We start from the raw sequence: 20358 nt of genomic DNA, 5'->3' as shown, positions 1-20358 counted from the left end.
GCTTGCAAACGAGCGATTAACCATGCGTGCGCGGCGTTCATCGAAAATAAACGCTGATCGCCAAATTGCGCCGCTGCCGACGACGTGGTGAATCGAAATGGCGTTTCCGTTTACCAAACAAAACGGCTTTTGCTCTTTATTGACCACGTCGCGGGTGCGGATCAGCCATCACCTCGCCACGACGCATGTGATCTAGACGAAACAGTACAGAGTACGTCGATGTTCAAGAAAATGTCTGTTGCGCTGCTTGGCAGCGCTTGCACCTTCCTTGCCGGCGTCAACAGCGCCAGCGCCTTCGACAATAGCGTGCCGAACGATCCGCCCGCGGTGCTGTACCAGCCGCAGGTGCCGCCTGCGCCGGTTCGCGTCGCGTCCAATTCGAACATGGGCGGCGGCTTCATCGAGTTCATCTTCGGTGACGGGCCCGGTCGCGGTCCGGCCTACGCTCCGCAGCAGCCGGTGTATCAGCAGCAGCCGGGTTATTATGACCAGCGCCGCCTGCCGCCGATGGGCGAACCGCAGATGCAGGACGCAGGTCTCCAGCAGGAGGCGGTCGACCCGCGGCAGCGTCAGTTCGATCCGAAATTCGAGAAACAACTCGTTGACTATAGCGGCAACGAAAGCGCCGGCACGATCGTGGTCGATACGCCGAACAAATTCCTCTACCTCGTCGAGGGCAACGGCCGCGCGATGCGCTACGGCATCGGCGTCGGCCGCCCCGGCTTCACCTGGTCCGGCGTGAAGTCGATCACGGCCAAGCGCGAATGGCCGGCCTGGACGCCGCCGGCGGAAATGATCGCGCGCCGTCCTGACCTGCCGAGGCATATGGAAGGCGGCCCCGAAAATCCGCTCGGTGCGCGCGCGATGTATCTCGGCTCGACGCTCTACCGTATCCACGGCTCCAACGAGCCTTGGACCATCGGTACCAACGTCTCCTCGGGCTGCATTCGCATGCGCAACGAGGACGTCATCGATCTCTACGGCCGCGTCAACGTCGGCACCAAGGTCGTGGTGATGTAGGCGCATAGCGCTCGGAACCAAAAACGGCCGCCTCATCGGCGGCCGTTCTCGTTTGGAGCAAGGATAAGAAGCGTCAGGCGTAATCGCTGCCGCCATCATCTCCGCCGCCGAAATCGCCGTCGTCGGCGAGGTCGACATTGCCGCCGTCATTGTCGTTCTGATCGTTGTAATTCTGGTCGTCGTTCGAAGCGTGGTCGGCGAAGCCCTGCCGGGAAGCATCGCCGCGGTTCGAGCCGATGTCGTCGAGGCCGGCATCGCGCGCGAGCGAGCCGCCGGACTGATCGCTGCCGGTCCAGGGGCTGCGATCGCCCAGGGCATTGGTGTCGCCGAAGGCCTGCTGATGCGATCCGCCCATCATGCCGCGGATGCTGGAGAGCAGCAGCGAGCCGCCGACGACGCCGGCCGCGGCGGCCGCCGCCGTGCCGAGGAACGAGCCACCGCCACCGCCGATCGGCGGCGCACCATAGCCCTGACCCGGTCCTTGGCCGTAGGCCTGCCCGTACGGTGGTTGGCCATAGCCCGGCTGGGGCTGCTGCATCGCCTGGCCGCTGTTCCATACCGGCCGCGAGTCACGCGGCGGCACGTTCGGAACCGAGCCGCGCGACGGGCCCCCGCCGAATAGCGTGTCGCGCATGGTGTCCAGGAAACCGCCGGACTGCGCCTGCTCGGGCGCCTGCGCCGCCTCCAGCTCTTGGATGCGGTTGTGAGCACGCTTCAGCGCCTCGTCCTGCAACAGCACGGTCTGCACCAGCGCATAGATGGCGCCGGGCGCCTTGCGCAGGCCGTCGGAGATCGCGGCGATCGCGTCGGGATCGCGCGGTGCATTTTCCAGTTTCGAAAGCCGGTCGAAAAGCTCGTCGACGAGCTGGCGTTCCTGCGGCGTCATGGTCAGTCTCCCTCGCGCAAAACAAGCGCGAGGCAGATGTAGGGTTCCATTGTGGCCCCAACAGTGCCGGCTGGATTAAATTTCGGTATGCGACAAGCTGCCCCGCGGGGCGGCTTTCTCGCAAACTTCGCCGGTTTTACCCCAGCGTGACGCCGCTGTCCGTCAGCAGGCGCGCAAAGGCATCGCCGGCGAGATAGGAGTGCTCGCGTTCGCGGACATCCGTCATCGGGTCGAGCCCGGTGAGAATTTCGTCGACGAAGCCGGGATGACACATCACGAGGCCGCCATCCGGCAGGCCTTCGAGAAATTGCCGCATCAGCTCGCCGAAATCGGCCGCCCGCGTGAAATCATAGGCGCCGGCGAAGCCGGGATTGAAGCTGAGGCCCGCGCTGACGGCACGGCGGCGGAATTGCGCGCTGAGAATGTCGAGCACCATGGCTTTCGGTGAGGCCAGCCGCTGCATCAGCGGCAGGTCGCGGCCGCCCTGGCGCACCCAGGCTTTTGGCGCGACTTCGCTCACCGCATCGACAAAGCCGTCGCGCACCTGCGGGTAGAGCTGCACATGCTGATGGCCGTCGACGAAGTCAGGCGCGCGTCCGAACGCTTTCGCGAAGGCTGCCAGCTGCGCCTTGACCTCGTTGCGAAAGAACTCGCGGTCGAGCCTTCGCGCAAGACCCGCGCGCAGCAGCTTCGGAAACGGGAGAAACATGTCGCCGTCGAGCGGACGGAAATGCATGGTGAGCGGCCGGAACGGTGCCGACAACGTCACGTGCAATCCGATCGCGCAGCGTGGGCTCGCTTGCGCTGCCGCCTGGAGCGCTTCGATCTCGCTGCGCTCGACCGCAGGTCCCACCATCATCACCGAGGTAGCGTTGAGACGGCCGCGTTCGATCAGGTCGCGGATGGCGCGATTGACGCCCGGGCTGATGCCGTAATCGTCGGCGCAGAGCCAGATCCGCCGCAGCGGCGCGGCCGCGCTCATTCGGCCGCCGTCCTCTTCGAGGCGTCCAGGCTTGAAGCGTCCTGGGCCTTCTCGGTTTCGAAATGCTTTTCACTGTGCTCGGCGACGAAGTAGATCGGGCGCGCCTTCAGCTCGGAGAGGATCTTGCCGATATATTCGCCGACGATGCCGATCATGATGAGCTGCACGCCGCCGATCGTCATCAGGCCGATCACGAGTGAGGGATAGCCGGGCACCTGCTTGCCGGTGGTCAAGACCTCCCAGAGGATCGACAGACCGAACAGGAACGCTCCGCCGGCGAGGATCACGCCGAGCAGGCTGGCGAAGCGCAGCGGCGCCACCGAGAACGAGGTGACGCCTTCGATCGAAAGACCAAGCAGGCGTGCGGCGCTGAAGGTCGTCACGCCATGGGTGCGCGGCGCGGGCTCGTAATCGACGCGGATCTGGCGGAAGCCGATCCAGCTCGCGAGGCCCTTGAAGAAGCGGTTGCGCTCGGGCAGCTGCCTCAGTGCTGCGACCGCGCGCGGCGACAGCAGGCGGAAGTCGCCGGCGTCTTCGGGAATCTTCTGGCGCGCGCCCCAATTGATCAGCGCATAGAAGCCGCGCCCGGCGAGCCGCCGCAGGAAGGGCTCGTTGTCGCGATGCGCCTTGGCGGTATAGACGACGTCGTAGCCGTCCTCGATCCAGTGCCGCACCAGTCGCTCGACCAGCGACGGCGGATGCTGGCCGTCGCCGTCCATGAACAGCACCGCGCCGAGCCGGGCATGGTCGAGGCCAGCCATCAGCGCGGCCTCCTTGCCGAAATTGCGCGACAGCGACACCACCTGGACGTCGACCGCGTCGGCCGGCAGCGAGCGGGCGATCGACAGCGTCGCGTCCGCGCTACCGTCGTCGACATAGACGACCTCGCAAGCCAAGCGATAGCGCTGCCGCAAGGTCTTTGCGAGATCGCAGATGCGCTGGTGTAGGGCGGCGAGGCCCGCGGCTTCGTTGTAGAGCGGGACGACAATCGACAGCCCCTTCGCGGCGGCGCTTGCCGCGTTGGTCGTCATGCCGGAAACGTCAGAGCCCAGCGTCATCGATCAAGGTTCCAGAGGCGTTCAAGGTCATCTCAACAGCATATGGTAGCTGCCGTTTGCTGTCGCTACGCTGAACGGAATTGCTCAACAAACTTTGGGCTCACTGCCGCAGGAACGCCTCGAGCCTGGCGAACAGCGGGTTCTCCCGGTCGAACACGTAATCCAGCGAAACCACCGAGACGGTCTCGGCGCCATGCCCGCGCAGGAAGCTCGCGAGTGCATAGAGCTGGCCCGGCGGGCAGTGCAGCGTGAGCATGCCTGACGAGGTCGGTCCGCCGAACGGGGCTTCGACGCCGAAGCGCTCATGGGCCTCGGTGAGCATGGCCGCGTCGCACTGGCGGAAGCGGGTGCGGACTTCGCGGTATTTGTTGGCCCGCGCCCGCGCCGCGATGTGATCGAGGATGATTCGCGCGGTCTCCCGCGCTTGCGGCGACCAATCGGCGTCCCTTGAGGCGACCAGATTGGCCTGGCTGCGCAGGATCACGCCGTCGTCGAGCACCCGCAATCCGTTGGCGGCGAGCGTCGCGCCGGTCGTGGTGATATCGACGATCAACTCGGCGCTGCCGGCGGCCGGTGCGCCTTCGGTCGCGCCCGTGCTTTCGACGATGCGGTAATCGGTGATGCCTTGGCTCTGGAAGAAGGCGCGGGTGAGATTGATGAACTTGGTTGCGACCCGCATCCGCATGTGATGCTGCTCGCGGAAGCCGGTGGTGACGTCGTCGAGGTCGGCCATGGTGCGGACGTCGATCCACGCCTGCGGCACCGCGACGACGACGTCGGCATAGCCGAAGCCGAGGCCTTCGATCAGGGAGACGCGCTTGTCGGCGTCCGCGATGGTCTCCCGCACCAGATCCTCGCCAGTGACGCCGAGATGCGCCGAGCCGCGGGACAGTTGCGAGGCGATTTCGCTCGCCGAGAGATAGGCGACCTCGACATTGTCGAGGCCAGCGAGCGTGCCGCGATAGTCGCGGGCGCCGCCCGCCTTCGACAGCTTCAGCCCGGCGCGGGCGAAGAAGGCCTCGGTATTTTCCTGAAGGCGGCCCTTGGAGGGAACGGCCAGAACGAATGGCGCGCTCATGACTTAAGCTCCCACCTTGCGGCCGATCCGGGTCAGCGCATCCACCCAGACCGAGAAACCGACCGCGGGGATCGGCTCGGCCGATCCAAGCTGGGTCATCAATCCGTCATAGCGGCCGCCGGCAACCAGCGGCTCGGCGCCGTTGCCGCGGTGATGCAGCTCGAATTCGAAGCCGGTGTAGTAGTCGAGCCCGCGCCCGAACGCGGTGGAAAAGCGCGTCGCCTTCACATCGATGCCGCGCGCGGCCATGAAGCCGACCCGGCTTTCGAACTGGTCGATCGCAGCACTGAGGTCGAGCTTCGCATCATTGGTGAGCGCGCGCAGCTCGGCCACGGCGTCATCGGGGTTACCCGATATCGACAGGAAACGTTTGAGCACGGCGATGGCCTCGCGCGGCAGCGCGCCGCCCTTCAGCGTCGACTGCTCGAGGAAGCGGTCGGCAATCTCGGCGGTGGTGCGGCCGCCGACATTGGTGGTGCCGGCGATCGACATGAGGTCGGTTACGAAAGCGAGCGCTGCCTTGCGGTCGGAGCCGGCGAGCGCCGCGAGCACGCCCTCATATTCGCTGCGGGTCGCGGTGGTCGCGGCTGCCAGCCGCTCGAGATCTTGCTCCAGGCTGATCTTGCGGTTGAAATCCTTGACCAGGCGGCGGCGCCAGACCGGATAGAGGTCGAGCGCGTCGAGCAGCGCGTTGAACAGCGCCACGTCGCCGGTGCGGATCTCGACGTCGCGAACGCCGAAGGCGGCGGTCGCCTCCAGCGCCAGCGCCAGCATTTCGGCATCGGCCGCGGCGCGGTCCTGGCGGCCGAACGACTCGATGCCGGCCTGCAGGAATTCGCTGCTCTGGCCGCTGCGGTAGCGGAACACCGGGCCGAGATAACTGAACCCGGCCGGCTGGCCGGCACGGCCAGAGCTGAGGTAATCGCGGGCCACCGGTATGGTCAGGTCCGGGCGCAGGCAGAGCTCATCGCCGGATAGGTCCGTGGTCAGGTACAGGCTCTTGCGGATGTCCTCGCCGGAGAGATCCAGGAACGGTTCGGCCGGCTGCAGGATGGCGGGCTCGGCCCTGACATAGCCGGCCTGCGCGAACGACAGCAGCAGCGTGTCCGCCCAGGCGGAGCCGGCAGCATTTGAGGTGGCAGTCGCGGTCATCTCGGGGTCCATCGTCCCGGTGGAACCGGGCAGGGCAAGCAGGGAACGAATTGCCGCAGGCCTTAGCATGGCCCGGAAGCGGTTTCGACCTCCAAAGGATCAATCGCTTAACAGCGCCGGAGCGACGCACCGTCAGCAGAGGATGCGAAGCCCAATTCAGGCGTCGTCGCCAAGCTAGGTAATATAATACCTAATCGCGCTGCGGCCGATCGAGTTAGGTTGGACGCCTCACCCTCATTCATTCGGCCAGCGAGCTCTCCGGGCCGCTTCCACGAAGGAATGGCCGCCTGGCCGGAATGCTCGCTGCCTCACATGTAACCTCATCCGCGAGCTGCTTGGCCCGGTTGAGGGTGTCCACTGGTCGCATGCTCAATTTGGGTAGGGCGGACGGTCCGTTCGCAGAGCCTTCGTTTACAATGCGAAAGTTGGTTTCCGATTCATGCGGCAACGCACAGACGTTATCGGAACGGTCGCGCGACACACGCTGGCCTATATGCTGTTTTGATTAGCGAGATGTTCCGGCACTACGACTTAGATCCACTCGACCTTCTGATCGTTCGTGCCATTCTCAATGCCCCGCGACCTGCGGCGCGCCGGGGCCAGAGCGCCGGGTGGTTTGCGCCGCGCTAAAGTCGCCGTCTCTACGAAGAACGTCAGGTAAGCAGCAGAACATGGATCAAAGCCGTCTAGTCCCTGCTCGCGAGGCAATGCAAAAGATAGCGGCGGATCGCTTGATGTCGTTCCAGGATCTCAAGCCGTCCTCGGCGCTCGAGCTCAAATCGTATGACATCGATCATTTCGGTGAGACCGAGAAATACGCCGGCGCATCGAGCATGCCGTTGTCTGTCGGGACGACCGCGATCATGCGTGCCCGGCTCACCTTGCCGACCCTGACCCTGTCGCTGTTGAAAACCTTCCCCCGGATCATTCGCGGCTATCAGCTCACCAATGCTGCCGCAGTGGTGGTACCGATGGATCACGTGACCTCTGCCCGCATCAACGGGCAATCGACCGGCGGTTCTGTTGTCATTCTAAAAGGCGGTTCAGATTGCTTGGTGCATGAGCCGGAGGGGCGTCTGCTGGCGGTGGTCTACTTCAGTCCATCCGGGCGGGAGCCATTGCCTGAATTGAGCGATGGATGCCATTTGCTGAATCCGGCGCCGGACGTGCTTGCCTCGCTGCGCCGTCTGATCTCGATCTCGCTTGAAACCGCGGCAAATGACCCGGACTTCCTGAACGAGCCGGCTTCGCAAACGATTGTCGAACGATCACTGCTCAGCACGATGGATGCGGCGATCTGGTCCAGTGTCGCAAGCGCACCTGCGTCGTCCACCACCGAGCATTATCGGCGGATCGTGGCTGATATGGAAAAACTGATTCGGCGCGATCTGATGATCTGGCACAAGACCACCGAACTGGCGGAACAGGCGGGCGTGTCGGTCCGGACTCTCCAGAGTGCGACACGGGCCATCTGCGGCATGAGCCCACATCGCTATAGCCGGGTCTTGCGCCTCTGGTCGGTACGCAAGCAACTGCGCACCGGCCGAGCAGGCCGGAGTGTGAAGTCCTGCGCGCTTGCGCATGGTTTCTGGCATCTCAGCGAATTCGCAGCGAGCTACAGAGAGGCTTTCGGAGAGTTGCCTTCGGAGACCCTGAACCGATCGCTACGAGGCGAATAGCAACGTGCCTTAGCCGCGTTCGCCACCCCAGTCGCCCAGCACCGCCTGCACCAGCGCCAGCGCGGCCACCGCGGCGGTGTCGGCCCGCATGATGCGGGGTCCGAGCGCCAGCCGCAGGATTTTCGGCTGCCGCAGCAGCAGGACCCGCTCTTCCTCGGCAAAGCCGCCTTCGGGTCCGATCAGCACGTCGATTCCCTCCCCGGCGCGTGTGGCTTGCAAGCTCCGAATGGGGTTTTCGAGCTCCGCCGCCTCGTCGCAGAAGATCAGCAGTCTGCCAGCGGCGCGCAGGGTCAAGAAGCGCTCCAGCGGCACCGGCTCGGCAACGGTGGCGATGCTGAGAATGCCGCATTGCTCGGCCGCCTCGACGACATTGGCGCGCATCCGCTCGGTATTGACGCGTGAGGCCTGGGTGAATCGGGTCAGAACCGGCTGCAGGCTGGCGGCGCCCATCTCGATGGCCTTCTGCACCATGTAGTCGAGCCGGGCATGCTTGAGCGGGGCGAAGATGTAGGCGAGGTCGGGCAGCCGGTCCTGCGGCCGGGTCTGCTGGAGGATGACGAGACCGTCCGGCCGCTTGCGGCCTTCAATGGCGGCCTGCCACTCGCCGTCGCGGCCGTTGAACGCCAAAACCTCGGCCCCGGCGGCAAGCCGCAGCACATTGCCGAGATAATTGCTCTGGTCGCGGTCGAGCTCGACCCTGCCGTCCTGGGCAAGCGGGGCGTCGACGAACAGGCGGGGGCCGCGGAAATCGTGGGAAGGCATCGTCAAAGGTCCGATTTGCCGCCGTTCTTAACCGAAAGCAGTCCTTTCGGGGTAAATTTTGCCAAAATGGTGCGTCGGCGCGCCGCGCTCCCGCCCTATTCAACGGGTTGTTAAGGGCCGGCGGGAATCGTAAAATCGCGAGCACGCTGGTTGCGCTTCAATTGGGAAGACGCCGAACCCGCATGCTCCTGCCGGAGAGACTGCCTTGATGATCCGTCATTTGATGGTTCCGATCACTGCCGCCATGGTCACGATGGGCGCCGTTGGTGCCTATGCGCAGGGTTTTCCCGCGCCGCTGCCGGGCCAGGCCCCAACCAGTTCCGCCTTCCCGCCCGTCAATGGCTCGGCGCCCGTCGCCTCCGTCGGCGGCGCGCCGCAATCGTCCTTCCCCGTGAATGGGGCCGCTCCTGTCGGTGGCGCCGGCGCCTTCAGCGCGGCCCCGCCGACGCAAGCCGGTCCCGGCGAGGACTGCATGAAGGCGTTCATGCCTCTGCGCGAAGATGCCGAAAAACGCGGCAAGCTGATCAAGGCCGCGAGCGACCGTCACGCCCCGCCTGACGAGGCCTGCAAGCTGATCCGCAACTTCAGCCAGGCTGAGACCAAGATGATCAAGTACATCGAGGCCAACGCCTCGAAGTGCGGGATTCCGGCGCAGGTCGGCGCGCAAATGAAGGACGGCCACAAGAACACCGAGGCCATGGCGGCGAAGGTCTGCAATGTCGCGCAGCAGATGCAGAACCAGCCGCGCGGACCGGCCGGTCCGTCGCTGAGCGAAGTGCTGGGTTCGGGCTCGCCGCCCGAGGCCAATGCCGGCAAGAAGGGCGGCAGCACCTTCGACACACTCAACGGCAACGTCCTGACGCGATGAGCGACACGTCAGCCCGAGTTGCCGATTCCACTGGCAACTGGGTCGATACGCGTGCGCCGCAATGGGCGCGGCCTTATCTGCGCTTGTCCCGCTTCGATCGTCCGATCGGCTCCTGGCTCCTGTTGATGCCGTGCTGGTGGTCGGCGGCGCTCGCCGCCGGCATGGCCCATGACGTCCGCGGCCTGCCGCTCACCATCGTCCTGTTCTTCATCGGCGCCTTCGTCATGCGGGGGGCAGGCTGTACCTGGAACGACATCACCGACCGTGACCTCGACGACAAGGTCGAGCGCACCCGCTCGCGGCCGCTGCCCTCGGGCCAGGTGAGCGCGAAGCAGGCGCTGGCGTTCATGGTCGCGCAGGCGCTGATCGGGCTCGTGGTGTTGCTGCAGTTCAACCGCTTCGCGATCCTGACCGGCATTGCCTCGCTGCTGATCGTCGCGATCTACCCGTTCATGAAGCGCATCACCTGGTGGCCGCAGATCGTGCTCGGGCTCGCGTTCTCCTGGGGCTCCCTGATGGGATTTGCCGTCACCTTCGGGCGGATCGATGTCACCGCGCTCGTGCTCTATGCCGGCGCGATCTCCTGGGTGATCGGCTACGACACGATCTACGCGCATCAGGACGCCGAGGACGATGCGCTGATCGGCATCAAGTCCACCGCGCGCCTGTTCGGCGCGCATACGCACCAGGCGCTGATACTGTTCTACGGCCTCGCGGTGCTGCTGATCGGCGTGGCGCTGGCGTCGGGCGATGCGCGCTGGCCGGCCTGGCTCGGACTTGGGGCCTTCGCCGTGCATCTGGCCTCGCAGATCGGGCGGCTGAATATCAGCGACGGCGATCTCTGCAAGCGCCTGTTCTACTCGAACCGCGACGCGGGGGTGTTGTTGTTTGCGGGTTTGCTGGCCGACGCGGTGATGCGGACGGCTTAACTCCGGGCGATGATCTCGCGCTCATCGCGATGCACCGACAACTCCCGTGCAACACCGGTGCGGCGGCGCATCAGAAATTTCGGACGGCGGTCGCGAATCGCGTTGGCGCGGCGGCGGCGCGGCGTGGGCTTGCGTGCGCCTTCGTCGAGCTGCGGAAGCGCGAACAGCTCGCTCCAGATCGCCCAGGCCTCAACGAGTTCGTCGCCATCGGCGCTGACCAGCAGCGGAATGGAGAGCGAGGGATCGCGATGCACGAGGACGAGGGTCTGGGCCTCGTCGTTGCCGCGCAGCGCGACGCCGATGAAGTCGCTGACGCGGACGTTGATCGCCATCCGCATGCCGCGGACGGCACGGTGCAGCACGACACGTTCGCGATGAAGCTCGATCTGCCGGACATATCCGTCGGCACGCGGATCATGCGCATCGAAGCGGACCGGAAGGGAAAGGGGGTCGAGCCGCAGGGAGCGGCTCGACCCGGCGGGAGCGATCCCGCTTGTTGCTGTTTGACGCCTCACGGCTTTAGTTCTCCCCGCCGGGATTATGTTCCCGGTCGATGCGAGGACCTTAGCGCGTGCCTTTCCGAAACCGCTTAAAAAGGCTGGTTAATCCAACCTCACCGCCGCGCATGATTGACAAGACCTTGGCGCGCATGATTGACGAGACGTTGCGCACAAGCTGCGAATCTGAGCTTTTGGTGGGCTGAAAATGCTTGAAGTCCGCGCGATCAGGGCACATCTGTGGGTTCCGGTCCCGCAGCCCGACCCAACAGGATTTCGTTTGTGAACCCTTCACCAAGCTCGACGCTTTCGCCCAAGGATTCGTCCACAGCCAGCCGCGACCTGTTCGACCAGTCTGCGCTCTCCGATCTCGCGCAGCGGCTGGTAGAGGCTGCCAGGCGCGCCGGCGCGGATGCGGCCGATGCGGTCGCCGTCCGTGGCGTCTCGCAAGGCGTCGAGGTGCGCGACGGCCGGGTCGAGGAATCCGAACGTTCCGAGGGCGACGATGTCGGCTTGCGCGTGCTGGTCGGCCGACGCCAGGCGGTGGTCTCGACCAACGACGCCAGCGGCGATGCCGTGACCAAGCTTGCCGAGCGAGCGGTTGCGATGGCGCGCGTCGCGCCCGACGACAAATATGTCGGCCTTGCCGATCCCGCACTGCTCGCGCGCGACTTCCCCGATCTCGATCTGCTCGACCCTGACGTGCCCGCGACCTCGGAGCTCGAGCGCCGCGCGCTCGAAGCCGAGGCTGCGGCGCTCGCTGTGAAGGGCGTGACCAAATCCGGCGGCGCCTCGGCCTCCGCCGGCATGGGCGGCATGGTGCTCGTCACCAGCACCGGCTTCCACGGCTCTTATCTGCGGTCCAGCCAGGGCATCTCCGCCACCGCCATTGTCGGTGACGGCACCGGCATGGAGCGCGACTACGACTTCACCTCGGCGCCGCATGGTGTAGACCTCTTGTCACCGGAGATCGTCGGCCGTTCCGCGGGCGAGCGCACCGTGGCGCGCTTCAATCCGCGCAAGGTCGAGACCTGCAAGGTGCCTGTGGTGTTCGATCCGCGCGTCGCGGGCTCGCTGGTCGGTCACGTCGTCGGCGCCATCAATGGTGCTTCGATCGCGCGCAAGACCAGCTTCCTGAAGGACAAGCTCGGCCAGCAGCTGTTCGCCAACAACATCCGCATCATCGACGATCCCCTGCGCAAACGCGGCCTGCGCTCGCAGACGTTCGACGCCGAAGGCGTTGCCGTGAAGAAGATCGCGCTGATCGAAGAAGGCGTGCTGACGACCTGGCTGCTCGATTGCGCCACCGCGCGTGAGCTCGGTCTCACCACCACCGGCCATGCCCATCGCGGCGTCTCCTCCTCGCCGTCGCCCGGGCCGTATAATCTGCATCTCGAACCCGGCACTCCCACGCCGGCCGAGCTGATCTCCGACATCAAGCAGGGGTTCTACGTCACCGATTTGATTGGCTCGGGGGTCAACGGCGTGACCGGCGATTACAGCCGCGGCGCCTCCGGCTTCTGGATCGAGAACGGCGAACTCACTTATCCCGTGAGCGAGGTGACGATCGCCGGCCATCTGTTCGAGATCTTCAAGTCGATGCAGCCGGCGAACGATCTCGAGTTCCGCTACGGCGTCAATGCGCCGACGGTGCGCATCGAGGGTTTGACGCTTGGCGGACGTTGACGCGAACGCAACAGGTGGAGCCATCCTGACGCGCGACGCGGCGCTGCTGCAAGAGACGGTGCGGGAGGCGGGCGCACTCGCGCAGTCGATGTTCCGCACCGAGCTGAAGAAGTGGACCAAGGGCGCGTCCTCGCCGGTCTCGGAAGCCGACATTGCCGTCAACGATCTCCTGGAAGCGCGCCTGCGCGCGGCGACGCCCGACTATGGCTGGCTGTCGGAGGAGAGCGCCGACGACGAGGTGCGGCTGTCGCGGCGGATGACCTGGATCGTCGATCCCATCGACGGCACCCGCAACTACCTCAACGGCCACGACGAATGGTGCGTCAGCGTCGCGCTGGTCGAGGATGCCTCGCCCGTCCTCGCCGCGGTGTTCGCGCCGACGAGCGATGAGTTCTTCTTCGCCGCCCGCGGCCAGGGCACGACCCTCAACGATGTGCCGGTGCGGGCGACGGCGGGATCCGAGCTCGACTTCTCGCGGGTCGCGGGTCCGAAGCCCCTGGTTGAACGCCTGAAGCCGTCACTGGGCGAGATCAAGCTGCATCCGCGAATCGGTTCGCTCGCGCTGCGGCTGTGCCGCGTCTCCCATGGCGCGCTGGATGCGGCTTTTGCGGGCGGCAACAGTCATGATTGGGACCTTGCCGCGGCCGATTTGATCGTGCAGGAAGCCGATGGTAGGATGAGCGATCTCTCCGGAGATCCCATCCTCTATAACCGCCGGCAAGTCACGCATGGGGTGCTGGTGGCAGCGGGTTGCGATCGTCATGCGAACATTGTCTCGCATTTTCGAAACCGCCCCTTGCCGTGAAGCGCTTTCTCGTGCTTGTCGAACACTGCTTTGCCGGGCAGCCCGTTAGGAACAGAACCGATGCCAGATAGTGCCCCGCAACAACTGCTCCACCTCGTCGTCGGCGGCGAGCTCGTCGATCTCGAGCACAACACCTTCAAGAACCTCGACGACGTCGAGATCGTCGGCCTCTATCCGAACTATGCGACCGCGCACGCCGCCTGGCGTGCCAAGGCGCAGAGCACGGTCGACAACGCGCAGATGCGCTATTTCATCGTCCATCTCCACCGGCTGCTCGACCCGAATCAAGAACCGGCGCGTTGAAAAAGCTGCTTCGCAATACGCTGAGGAGCAGTTTCGTCCAGCGTGCCGTCGGAATCCTGGCGGCGGAATATCTGCGTCTGGTGTGGCGGACGAACAAATTCACGTTCGATCCGCCCGACGTCTATGACCGCGTCGAACCGCAGATCCCGGCGATCTTCGCGTTTTGGCACGGTCAGCATTTCCTCACCCCCTTCATCAAGAACAAGGACTGGTACAAGGCCAGGGTCCTGATCTCCCGTCACCGCGACGGCGAGTTCAACGCGATTGCCGCCGAGCGGCTCGGCATCGGCACCATCCGCGGGTCCGGCGACCATGGCGGCGCGTTTCACCGCAAAGGCGGGGTCGGTGCCTTCAAGGAAATGGTGCGGACGCTCCAGGACGGTTGTAATGTCGCGCTGACCGCCGACGTCCCCAAGCGCTCGCGCGTGGCCGGGCTCGGCATCATCATGCTGGCACGGGAATCGGGGCGGCCGATCATGCCTTTTGCGATGGCGACCAGCCGCTTCGTCCGGCTCAAGAACTGGGACCGCACCACCATCAACCTGCCGTTCGGGCGGGGCGCATTGGTCGGCATCAAGGAAATCCACGTTCCACCGGATGCGGACGCCGCCACCATGGAAGCGCTGCGGCTCGAGCTGGAGGAGACCTTGAACGAGGCGACCCGCCGCGCCTATGCGCAACTCGGCCGGCCGGGACCTGCAGATGCCTAAATCGCTGCCCGGCTCGCTGCCTTTGACGCTGCGGATGTACCGGCGCCTGGCGCGCGGCCTGGTGCCGCTCGCGCCTGTGCTGATCAAGCGGCGCCTGAAGCAGGGCAAGGAAGATCCCGCGCGCGTCGGCGAACGGCGCGGCCTGTCCCGGGACGTGCGGCCGCACGGCCCGCTGGTCTGGATTCATGGCGCCAGCGTCGGCGAGGTCCTCGCCGCGGCGGCATTGATCGAGCGCTTGCGCGATCTGAACCTGCGCATTTTGCTCACCTCGGGCACCGTCACGTCGGCTGCTATTGTCGCAAAGCGCTTTCCGCCCGACGTCATCCATCAATACGTGCCGTATGATTCCCCGCGTTATGTCGCGCGCTTCCTCGACCATTGGAAGCCGTCGCTGGCGCTGTTCATCGAATCCGATCTGTGGCCGAACCTGATCTTGGCAGGCGCCGCGCGCCGCGTGCCGATGGTGCTGATCAACGGGCGAATGTCGCCGCGCTCGTTCCCGCGCTGGCGCCGCATGCAGGGCACCATCTCGGCGCTGCTGTCGCGTTTCGACATTTGTCTGGCGCAGTCGAAGACCGATGCCGAGCGCTTCTCGGCGCTCGGCGGCCGGGACGTCGTCACCACGGGCAATCTCAAGCTCGACGTGCCGGCGCCGCCGGCCGATCCTGCCAAGCTCGAACGGCTGATGGCGATGACGCGCGGGCGTCCGATCATCGTCGCGGCCTCGACCCATCCGGGCGAGGAGGAGATGCTGGTGGCGGCGCATCGCAGCCTCAGCGGATTCTTCCCGCAGCTCCTGACCGTGATCGTGCCGCGCCATCCGGATCGCGGCTCCTCGATCACGGGCCTGATCACGGCGTCCGGCCTGAAGCCGGCCCTGCGCTCGCGCGACGAGCTGCCGACGGCGACCACCGACGTTTATGTCGCCGACACCATGGGCGAGCTCGGCCTGTTCTATCGCCTCTCGGACATCGTGTTCATGGGCGGATCGCTGATCCACCATGGCGGCCAGAATCCGATCGAAGCGATCAAGCTCGGCGCGGCCATCGTCCATGGTCCGCACGTCTTCAATTTCGCCGACGTCTACGAGGCGCTCGATCACAGCGGCGGTGCGCGCCAGGCCGACACGCAGGAGCTGCTGATCAAGCAGCTCGGCCAGCTGCTCGCCGATCCTGCCGTGCGTCACAAGATCCAGCAATCGGGCGCCGGCGTGGTCGAGGATCTCGGCGGCGCGCTCAACCGCACCATGACCGCGCTCGAGCCTTATCTTCTGCAGTTGCGGATCGAGATGGGGGCCGCCAATGCGTGAGCCGGCCTTCTGGTACCGGCCACGTTCGCTCGAATCGTACGCATTGGGGCCGCTGGGTGCGCTCTACGGCGCGATCACCGAACGGCGGATGCTGCGCGCGGGCGTCGACGCCGGCATCCCCGTGATCTGCGTCGGCAACTACCATGTCGGCGGCGCCGGCAAGACGCCGACCGTGCTGGCGCTGACGAAGCTCCTGCGCGAGCTCGGCGAGACGCCGGTGGTGCTCAGCCGCGGCTATGGCGGTAGCCTCAGGGGCCCGGTAATGGTCGACCGCATGCGTCACACCGCGTCCGACGTCGGCGACGAGCCGCTGATGATGGCGCGCGACGTTCCCGTCACGGTCGCGCGCGACCGCCTCGACGGCGTCGTGCTGGCGAAGTCGCAAGGCGCCACCGTGATCCTGATGGACGATGGTTTCCAGAACCCGCGTCTTCTCAAGGACACCTCGCTGATCGTGATCGACAGTGAGCGCGGCCTCGGCAATGGCAAGGTGTTTCCGGCCGGTCCGCTGCGTGCGCCGCTGGAGGCGCAGCTCGCGCGCACCGACGCGCTGGTCGTGATCGGCGGCGGCCGCGCCGCCGATGGTGTCGCCGCCGAGCTAGCCAGGCGCAACAAGCCGGAACTGCGCGCGCGGCTGAAACCCGACGCCGAGGCGGTCGCAAGACTGTTGGGCAAGCCGGTGTTCGCGTTCGCCGGCATCGGCGATCCCGAACGGTTCTTCCGTACGTTGCGCGCCAGCGGCATCGAGCTCGCGCGCACGCGCGCCTTCGCCGATCACCACATGTTTTCGAACGAGGAGATCGCAGCCGTCGCTGCGGAGGCGCGGCGCGCGCAGCAAACGCTGGTGACGACGGAAAAGGATCTCGCACGTCTGCACGGCCGCGAAGGCGTGCCGGATGACATCGTGCCTTTCGCGGTGCAGCTCGAGTTCGATGACCCGGTTGCGCTTCGGCAATTGATCAGCGATCATCTCTACAAGGCGCGCGAGCGGCGGTTTTCCAGGCGATGATCTCGTAAGGTGGGCGAGATCTGATCGGGACGACATGTCGCACTGATGAATTTCCTTCCGCACGTTCGGGAGTTGATGTAGCCTCGCATGAGAGCCGTCACCGGGACGTGCCGAACTCCCGGAAATCATCGACGGCGTTTATGCCCACGGCGGGCAGTACCTTCATCATTTCAGATGCAGCGGCCGTAACGACGAGTTCGGAACGGCAGGGAAAGTCATTGCCAAAAACCCAGAGGAGAACATGCCATGCATTTTTGCCTCACCGGACAATACACACCCCGCGCTCTCAATGCCATTTTGGAGAACCCCAAGACCGATCGTCAGGAGGCGGCAAGAAAACTCATCGAAGCGGCCGGCGGAAAGCTGATTTCGATGTTCAGCGTTGCGGCCGACGGCCCAGGCGTGTTGGTGATTTTCGATGTGCCTGATCCGGGTGCGGCTCCGGCCATCTCCGGCCTGACCGTCACGGCGGGCACCCTGCAGAACGTGAAACTGACGCGGCTGTTCACGCAGGACGAGATCAAGCAGGTCCGCCAGAACGCGGCGAAGCTGCGTTCTTCGTATACTCCGCCCGGAAGCTGACATCCGGATCTAAAGCGAAGCCGCCGCAGTCGAAGGAAGCGGCAGCAACGCTCACCTCACAGCAAGAAGCACGTCTGCAACCGAGGCAAGGCGAAGGCCTTCCAGCCTGCGTTGACGAACCATGCTGTCCGGTGCGTGCTGCGTCCGCGGCGTTCAGCAGTCAATCATGCTCACCACGCCCCAACGGCCATCAATCCGATAATGGTCAGGCACGAGACGCAGGCCACCATGGCGGTATAGTACTCGGGTGTATTCATTGCTGCCTCCCAAACTGTTGCCAACTGCTTGGTCACTGCTACGGGGAGAGATCGCCGGTCTCGGGCCGCTTCAATTCGGCGCGCGGCGACCGGTCTTGCGTTGTGCGTCCGTCCTCTCATCGTCACCCTGATCCGGATGATGATGCGCGTCGAGAGCTTCAAAGCGTTCAGCTGCGATCAGAAGCTGTTTCCGCATTTCAGCGAGGCGGGCGCGGCAATATTCACGATAGAGCAGGTCTAATATGGTGGGCATGATCACCCCCATCGTTGATTTTCGATTACAGATATTCCACCGCAAATTTTCGAGGTGATCGTAGCCCGACAGATGGCTCTTCGATATGAGCCCGTTCACAGACGGCGCCAATTCCAGAGCTCAGTGGCCGCTTGGCTGACTTGATTGTCTGTGCGATAAAAAGAGCAGGGCCAGTTACCTAAGATGAAGCATAGCGGCGCTTTGTTTCACCAAGACTTCGTCAAACAACCTAAGAGCGCCAATCGCAACAAAGAATCCAACCACAACGCGAAATAACTAACCATGGAGTGCAAACACTCTTCGATGCAACGCGGATTGGCATAACGGAAATCATCGCGGCTGTGAGAGCAGCATTTCTGATCCGTCCGAACATGCCTCGTGAAAAAGCTGCACCGCTCGTGCTATGCCGGCAGGGCAGCTGCGCTTTGCCCATCGACAGCAGCCTGCCATTCAGGCGCCATTCATCGCAAGCTCCTATCGTTTTCAGACGCTCAGGAGAATGCGATGAAGTTGCCGTCCGCCGCCGTTGCCGCCAGTCTTGTGGGTCTGATCGTGGCGCCGGTGTTTGCACAGACGGCACCGCCGGCGGCGTCCACCGCCACAGTGCCGGTCCCCGCGACCAAGCGCGTGACGTGTCTTTCCGCGACGGCGAGCCTGAAGGGACAGGACAAGCGCGACCAGATGCAGCTCTGCATGGCGCAGGCGCGGCTCGATTGCCTGAAGCAGGCGATCGATCAGAAGATCGTCGGCGAGACCAGGAAGAGTTTCATCAAGACCTGCGTGGGCGCGGATGGCGCGGAGCAGCGATAGACGCGCGGCTGCGGCCTCACGCCTGCGGCTTGGGCGCGCCCGGGTAATGCCGCTCGAGCACGGCGGCGGGCGTGGCGTAGGCTTCCTGCAGGTCCACGCTCCAATATTTCAACTCGTCGAGCGGGATGCGCGTATCGGTGATCGCGCAGCGCACGAAGGTCCCCGGCGAGATCACGCGGAAATCGCCGTCGAGATACTGCACCTGCGCTTCGCCATGGCCCGAGGGGCCGAACTTGTTCAGCACGGTCGAAAGTCTCCGTGGAAGGCCGCTCCGGGATCACCTGGGAGGGCACGATGTGTTGGACGGGATGTAGCACAGATAGGGTGGCTTGTCCGCCCGGTAAACCCACCGGTTTGTGATGTTTTGGCGCCGTTTCCGCGTGATAGTGCTTGAGCGAAGGATCCAACGGCAAAGTTCGATGCGCCTTCCGTTCACCGCCCTGTTCCTGACGTTCCTGATCTCGGCCGCGCACGGCTCGCCGGCACCGCAGCCGGTCGAGATTCCGCTGGCGTCCGGCGTGCTGCATGCGCAGCTCTACAAGCCCGAGGGCACGGGGCCGTTTCCGACCGTGATCGCGCTCCACGGCTGCGGCGGCCTCGGTGGCCATTCCGATTCCGTCCTGCCGCGCTACCGCGACTGGGCCGAGCGGCTGCTCAAATCCGGCAACGCCGTGCTGCTCCCTGACAGCTACGGCTCGCGCGAGCTCGGGCCGCAATGCCGCGTCAAGGAGATCCACGTCAAGGCGCGGCGCGAACGCGTCACCGATATCGCGGCGTCGCGCGCCTGGTTGATGAAACAGAGTTGGGTTGCACGCGACCGCGTCAGCCTGATGGGCTGGGCCAACGGCGCCAGCGCGCTGCTCTGGGCCGTGCGTCCGCAAAACCTTGCGCGCGAGACGGGCCCGGATTTCCGCGCCGCGATCGCGTTCTATCCGGACTGCAGGATTTCCGCCGGCCTCGGGTGGAGCACACGGGTGCCGACGCTGGTGCTGATCGGTGGCAATGACGACGTCTCGTCGCCGCCGGCCTGCCGCCAGATGGTCGATGGTGCGCATGGCCGCAGCGCGCTCGCGCGCATCGTGGTCTATCCCGGCGCCTATCACGATTTCGACCGCGCCAACACCCCGCTGCATGCAGCGAGCGGCAGCACCGACGCCGCCGCGCCCGAGCACGGCCATCTCGGCACCGATGCGGCAGCGCGCGCGGAGTCGCAGAAGGAAGTCGTGGAGTGGCTGGCGCGATGATGGCAGTGCCGTAGCCCGGATGAGCGTAGCGATATCCGGGTAGGCCTGTCCCGCATGTCGCTGCGCTCATGCGGGCTACATGTGGCGAGCGGGGCCGCCCAAGGGAACAACAGCGGACAGCCCCGCATCGACCACCGCCCTGCACGGATCATGGCCGACCGTGACTCTCCGGATCGCGCGCCGTGATGGTTTCATTTCGTAACGACGCCATCATTCGACCACGATGTCGATTAAACGCAATCCCATGCGCAACCGCTTCGTCCTGTTCTCCTCCGCCCTGATCGTCTTCACCGTCGCGGTCTTCCTGTTTGAAGCCCATGCCGGCGCGCCAATGCGTGCGCCGGAACATTGCGGCTTCTGGACCACGATCGACGCGGGCTTGTCCTGCCGCTGAGACGCGCAGTCTTGTAGCCCGGATGAGCGTAGCGATATCCGGGGCCGCCGGTCCCGCATGTCGCTACGCTCATGCGGGCTACGAC

Annotated in this window: 23 protein-coding genes; 14 read left to right on the top strand and 9 right to left on the bottom strand. The window is 65.1% G+C overall.

The genetic code is table 11. The annotated features are described in order from the left end of the window. Positions 1-219: 219 nt before the first annotated feature. A complete protein-coding gene (locus AC0L3B_RS05860) occupies positions 220-1020 on the top strand; it encodes a L,D-transpeptidase (protein WP_018453436.1) in 801 nt (266 codons plus the stop codon). Between the two features lie 73 nt (positions 1021-1093). Here AC0L3B_RS05860 and AC0L3B_RS05855 read toward each other — a convergent pair whose 3' ends face one another. The 5 genes from AC0L3B_RS05855 to AC0L3B_RS05835 form a co-directional block, all read right to left on the bottom strand. Further along, positions 1094-1906 carry a DUF2076 domain-containing protein gene (locus AC0L3B_RS05855; RefSeq protein ID WP_018453437.1) on the bottom strand — a complete coding sequence of 271 codons (813 nt, stop codon included), beginning with the start codon at positions 1904-1906 and terminating at the stop codon, positions 1094-1096. A gap of 136 nt (positions 1907-2042) precedes the next feature. Next, positions 2043-2888, bottom strand: coding sequence for a ChbG/HpnK family deacetylase (locus AC0L3B_RS05850; protein WP_018453438.1), 846 nt, complete (start codon positions 2886-2888; stop codon positions 2043-2045). Then, positions 2885-3946, bottom strand: coding sequence for a glycosyltransferase family 2 protein (locus AC0L3B_RS05845; RefSeq protein WP_018453439.1), 1062 nt, complete (start codon positions 3944-3946; stop codon positions 2885-2887). Before AC0L3B_RS05845 ends, AC0L3B_RS05850 begins: the two co-directional genes overlap by 4 nt. Positions 3947-4046: 100 nt before the next feature. Then, the gene (gene hisG, locus AC0L3B_RS05840) at positions 4047-5024 is read right to left on the bottom strand and encodes an ATP phosphoribosyltransferase (protein ID WP_018453440.1); all 978 of its coding nucleotides are present in this window, start codon (positions 5022-5024) and stop codon (positions 4047-4049) included. 3 nt (positions 5025-5027) lie between these two features. After that, positions 5028-6176 carry an ATP phosphoribosyltransferase regulatory subunit gene (locus tag AC0L3B_RS05835; RefSeq protein WP_026232531.1) on the bottom strand — a complete coding sequence of 383 codons (1149 nt, stop codon included), beginning with the start codon at positions 6174-6176 and terminating at the stop codon, positions 5028-5030. Positions 6177-6910: 734 nt separating this feature from the next. Between AC0L3B_RS05835 and AC0L3B_RS05830 the strand changes: the two genes are divergently transcribed. Next, on the top strand, positions 6911-7855 hold the full coding sequence (locus AC0L3B_RS05830) for a helix-turn-helix domain-containing protein (protein ID WP_240543985.1): 945 nt from the start codon (positions 6911-6913) through the stop codon (positions 7853-7855). 9 nt (positions 7856-7864) lie between these two features. On the opposite strand, the gene AC0L3B_RS05825 is transcribed toward AC0L3B_RS05830, so the two are convergent. Further along, the gene (locus tag AC0L3B_RS05825; protein WP_085361274.1) at positions 7865-8617 is read right to left on the bottom strand and encodes a 16S rRNA (uracil(1498)-N(3))-methyltransferase; all 753 of its coding nucleotides are present in this window, start codon (positions 8615-8617) and stop codon (positions 7865-7867) included. 208 nt (positions 8618-8825) lie between these two features. On the opposite strand from AC0L3B_RS05825, the gene AC0L3B_RS05820 reads away from it, so the two are divergent. Together AC0L3B_RS05820 and ubiA are read left to right on the top strand one after the other, a co-directional pair. Next, complete coding sequence (locus AC0L3B_RS05820) at positions 8826-9485, top strand: hypothetical protein (protein WP_085350104.1); 660 nt, start codon at positions 8826-8828, stop codon at positions 9483-9485. After that, entirely contained in the window at positions 9482-10414 is a 933-nt protein-coding gene (gene ubiA / locus AC0L3B_RS05815; RefSeq protein WP_473380150.1) for a 4-hydroxybenzoate octaprenyltransferase, read from the top strand. The genes AC0L3B_RS05820 and ubiA overlap by 4 nt, the downstream gene beginning before the upstream one ends. Here the strand turns inward: ubiA and AC0L3B_RS05810 are convergent. Continuing rightward, complete coding sequence (locus AC0L3B_RS05810; protein WP_085350102.1) at positions 10411-10929, bottom strand: DUF6101 family protein; 519 nt, start codon at positions 10927-10929, stop codon at positions 10411-10413. The two genes, ubiA and AC0L3B_RS05810, sit on opposite strands and share 4 nt — an antisense overlap. 264 nt (positions 10930-11193) lie before the next feature. On the opposite strand from AC0L3B_RS05810, the gene AC0L3B_RS05805 reads away from it, so the two are divergent. The 7 genes from AC0L3B_RS05805 (at position 11194) to AC0L3B_RS05775 (ending at position 17315) form a co-directional block, all read left to right on the top strand. Next, positions 11194-12597, top strand: coding sequence for a TldD/PmbA family protein (locus tag AC0L3B_RS05805; RefSeq protein ID WP_473380149.1), 1404 nt, complete (start codon positions 11194-11196; stop codon positions 12595-12597). Beyond that, complete coding sequence (locus AC0L3B_RS05800; protein WP_085350100.1) at positions 12584-13402, top strand: inositol monophosphatase family protein; 819 nt, start codon at positions 12584-12586, stop codon at positions 13400-13402. The genes AC0L3B_RS05805 and AC0L3B_RS05800 overlap by 14 nt, the downstream gene beginning before the upstream one ends. A 60-nt stretch (positions 13403-13462) precedes the next feature. Next, on the top strand, positions 13463-13705 hold the full coding sequence (locus AC0L3B_RS05795; RefSeq protein ID WP_007596929.1) for a DUF4170 domain-containing protein: 243 nt from the start codon (positions 13463-13465) through the stop codon (positions 13703-13705). After that, positions 13702-14415, top strand: a complete 714-nt coding sequence (locus AC0L3B_RS05790; RefSeq protein WP_085361277.1) for a lysophospholipid acyltransferase family protein — start codon at positions 13702-13704, stop codon at positions 14413-14415. The genes AC0L3B_RS05795 and AC0L3B_RS05790 overlap by 4 nt, the downstream gene beginning before the upstream one ends. Continuing rightward, the gene (locus AC0L3B_RS05785; RefSeq protein ID WP_085361278.1) at positions 14378-15724 is read left to right on the top strand and encodes a 3-deoxy-D-manno-octulosonic acid transferase; all 1347 of its coding nucleotides are present in this window, start codon (positions 14378-14380) and stop codon (positions 15722-15724) included. The genes AC0L3B_RS05790 and AC0L3B_RS05785 overlap by 38 nt, the downstream gene beginning before the upstream one ends. Further along, positions 15717-16733, top strand: coding sequence for a tetraacyldisaccharide 4'-kinase (gene lpxK, locus AC0L3B_RS05780; RefSeq protein ID WP_377829069.1), 1017 nt, complete (start codon positions 15717-15719; stop codon positions 16731-16733). Before AC0L3B_RS05785 ends, lpxK begins: the two co-directional genes overlap by 8 nt. Before the next feature lie 246 nt (positions 16734-16979). Then, a complete protein-coding gene (locus AC0L3B_RS05775) occupies positions 16980-17315 on the top strand; it encodes a GYD domain-containing protein (protein ID WP_007596925.1) in 336 nt (111 codons plus the stop codon). Positions 17316-17642: 327 nt separating this feature from the next. Here the strand turns inward: AC0L3B_RS05775 and AC0L3B_RS05770 are convergent, their stop codons facing one another. Beyond that, on the bottom strand, positions 17643-17837 hold the full coding sequence (locus AC0L3B_RS05770; RefSeq protein ID WP_083926320.1) for a hypothetical protein: 195 nt from the start codon (positions 17835-17837) through the stop codon (positions 17643-17645). A gap of 492 nt (positions 17838-18329) precedes the next feature. On the opposite strand from AC0L3B_RS05770, the gene AC0L3B_RS05765 reads away from it, so the two are divergent. Beyond that, positions 18330-18635 carry a hypothetical protein gene (locus AC0L3B_RS05765; RefSeq protein ID WP_473380148.1) on the top strand — a complete coding sequence of 102 codons (306 nt, stop codon included), beginning with the start codon at positions 18330-18332 and terminating at the stop codon, positions 18633-18635. A 16-nt stretch (positions 18636-18651) separates the two neighbouring features. On the opposite strand, the gene AC0L3B_RS05760 is transcribed toward AC0L3B_RS05765, so the two are convergent. Further along, the gene (locus tag AC0L3B_RS05760; RefSeq protein WP_007596922.1) at positions 18652-18879 is read right to left on the bottom strand and encodes a DUF2093 domain-containing protein; all 228 of its coding nucleotides are present in this window, start codon (positions 18877-18879) and stop codon (positions 18652-18654) included. Positions 18880-19054: 175 nt separating this feature from the next. On the opposite strand from AC0L3B_RS05760, the gene AC0L3B_RS05755 reads away from it, so the two are divergent. Together AC0L3B_RS05755 and AC0L3B_RS05750 are read left to right on the top strand one after the other, a co-directional pair. Beyond that, entirely contained in the window at positions 19055-19879 is an 825-nt protein-coding gene (locus AC0L3B_RS05755) for a dienelactone hydrolase family protein (RefSeq protein ID WP_085385430.1), read from the top strand. A 223-nt stretch (positions 19880-20102) separates the two neighbouring features. Then, positions 20103-20273 carry a hypothetical protein gene (locus AC0L3B_RS05750; RefSeq protein ID WP_162496400.1) on the top strand — a complete coding sequence of 57 codons (171 nt, stop codon included), beginning with the start codon at positions 20103-20105 and terminating at the stop codon, positions 20271-20273. Positions 20274-20358: the final 85 nt, after the last annotated feature.

The organism is Bradyrhizobium sp. Kon56, assembly GCF_055807635.1.
This window is presented reverse-complemented; position numbering and strand designations above follow the sequence as displayed.

Bases quoted from the DNA above. Each gene is read 5' to 3' on its own strand.
- AC0L3B_RS05860 (WP_018453436.1), top strand. From the start codon at position 220: ATGTTCAAGAAAATGTCTGTTGCGCTGCTTGGCAGCGCTTGCACCTTC.
- AC0L3B_RS05855 (WP_018453437.1), bottom strand. From the start codon at position 1,906: ATGACGCCGCAGGAACGCCAGCTCGTCGACGAGCTTTTCGACCGGCTT.
- AC0L3B_RS05850 (WP_018453438.1), bottom strand. From the start codon at position 2,888: ATGAGCGCGGCCGCGCCGCTGCGGCGGATCTGGCTCTGCGCCGACGAT.
- AC0L3B_RS05845 (WP_018453439.1), bottom strand. From the start codon at position 3,946: ATGACGCTGGGCTCTGACGTTTCCGGCATGACGACCAACGCGGCAAGC.
- hisG (WP_018453440.1), bottom strand. From the start codon at position 5,024: ATGAGCGCGCCATTCGTTCTGGCCGTTCCCTCCAAGGGCCGCCTTCAG.
- AC0L3B_RS05835 (WP_026232531.1), bottom strand. From the start codon at position 6,176: ATGACCGCGACTGCCACCTCAAATGCTGCCGGCTCCGCCTGGGCGGAC.
- AC0L3B_RS05830 (WP_240543985.1), top strand. From the start codon at position 6,911: ATGTCGTTCCAGGATCTCAAGCCGTCCTCGGCGCTCGAGCTCAAATCG.
- AC0L3B_RS05825 (WP_085361274.1), bottom strand. From the start codon at position 8,617: ATGCCTTCCCACGATTTCCGCGGCCCCCGCCTGTTCGTCGACGCCCCG.
- AC0L3B_RS05820 (WP_085350104.1), top strand. From the start codon at position 8,826: ATGATCCGTCATTTGATGGTTCCGATCACTGCCGCCATGGTCACGATG.
- ubiA (WP_473380150.1), top strand. From the start codon at position 9,482: ATGAGCGACACGTCAGCCCGAGTTGCCGATTCCACTGGCAACTGGGTC.
- AC0L3B_RS05795 (WP_007596929.1), top strand. From the start codon at position 13,463: ATGCCAGATAGTGCCCCGCAACAACTGCTCCACCTCGTCGTCGGCGGC.
- AC0L3B_RS05785 (WP_085361278.1), top strand. From the start codon at position 14,378: ATGCGCAACTCGGCCGGCCGGGACCTGCAGATGCCTAAATCGCTGCCC.
- lpxK (WP_377829069.1), top strand. From the start codon at position 15,717: ATGCGTGAGCCGGCCTTCTGGTACCGGCCACGTTCGCTCGAATCGTAC.
- AC0L3B_RS05775 (WP_007596925.1), top strand. From the start codon at position 16,980: ATGCATTTTTGCCTCACCGGACAATACACACCCCGCGCTCTCAATGCC.
- AC0L3B_RS05770 (WP_083926320.1), bottom strand. From the start codon at position 17,837: ATGGGGGTGATCATGCCCACCATATTAGACCTGCTCTATCGTGAATAT.
- AC0L3B_RS05765 (WP_473380148.1), top strand. From the start codon at position 18,330: ATGAAGTTGCCGTCCGCCGCCGTTGCCGCCAGTCTTGTGGGTCTGATC.
- AC0L3B_RS05755 (WP_085385430.1), top strand. From the start codon at position 19,055: ATGCGCCTTCCGTTCACCGCCCTGTTCCTGACGTTCCTGATCTCGGCC.
- AC0L3B_RS05750 (WP_162496400.1), top strand. From the start codon at position 20,103: ATGTCGATTAAACGCAATCCCATGCGCAACCGCTTCGTCCTGTTCTCC.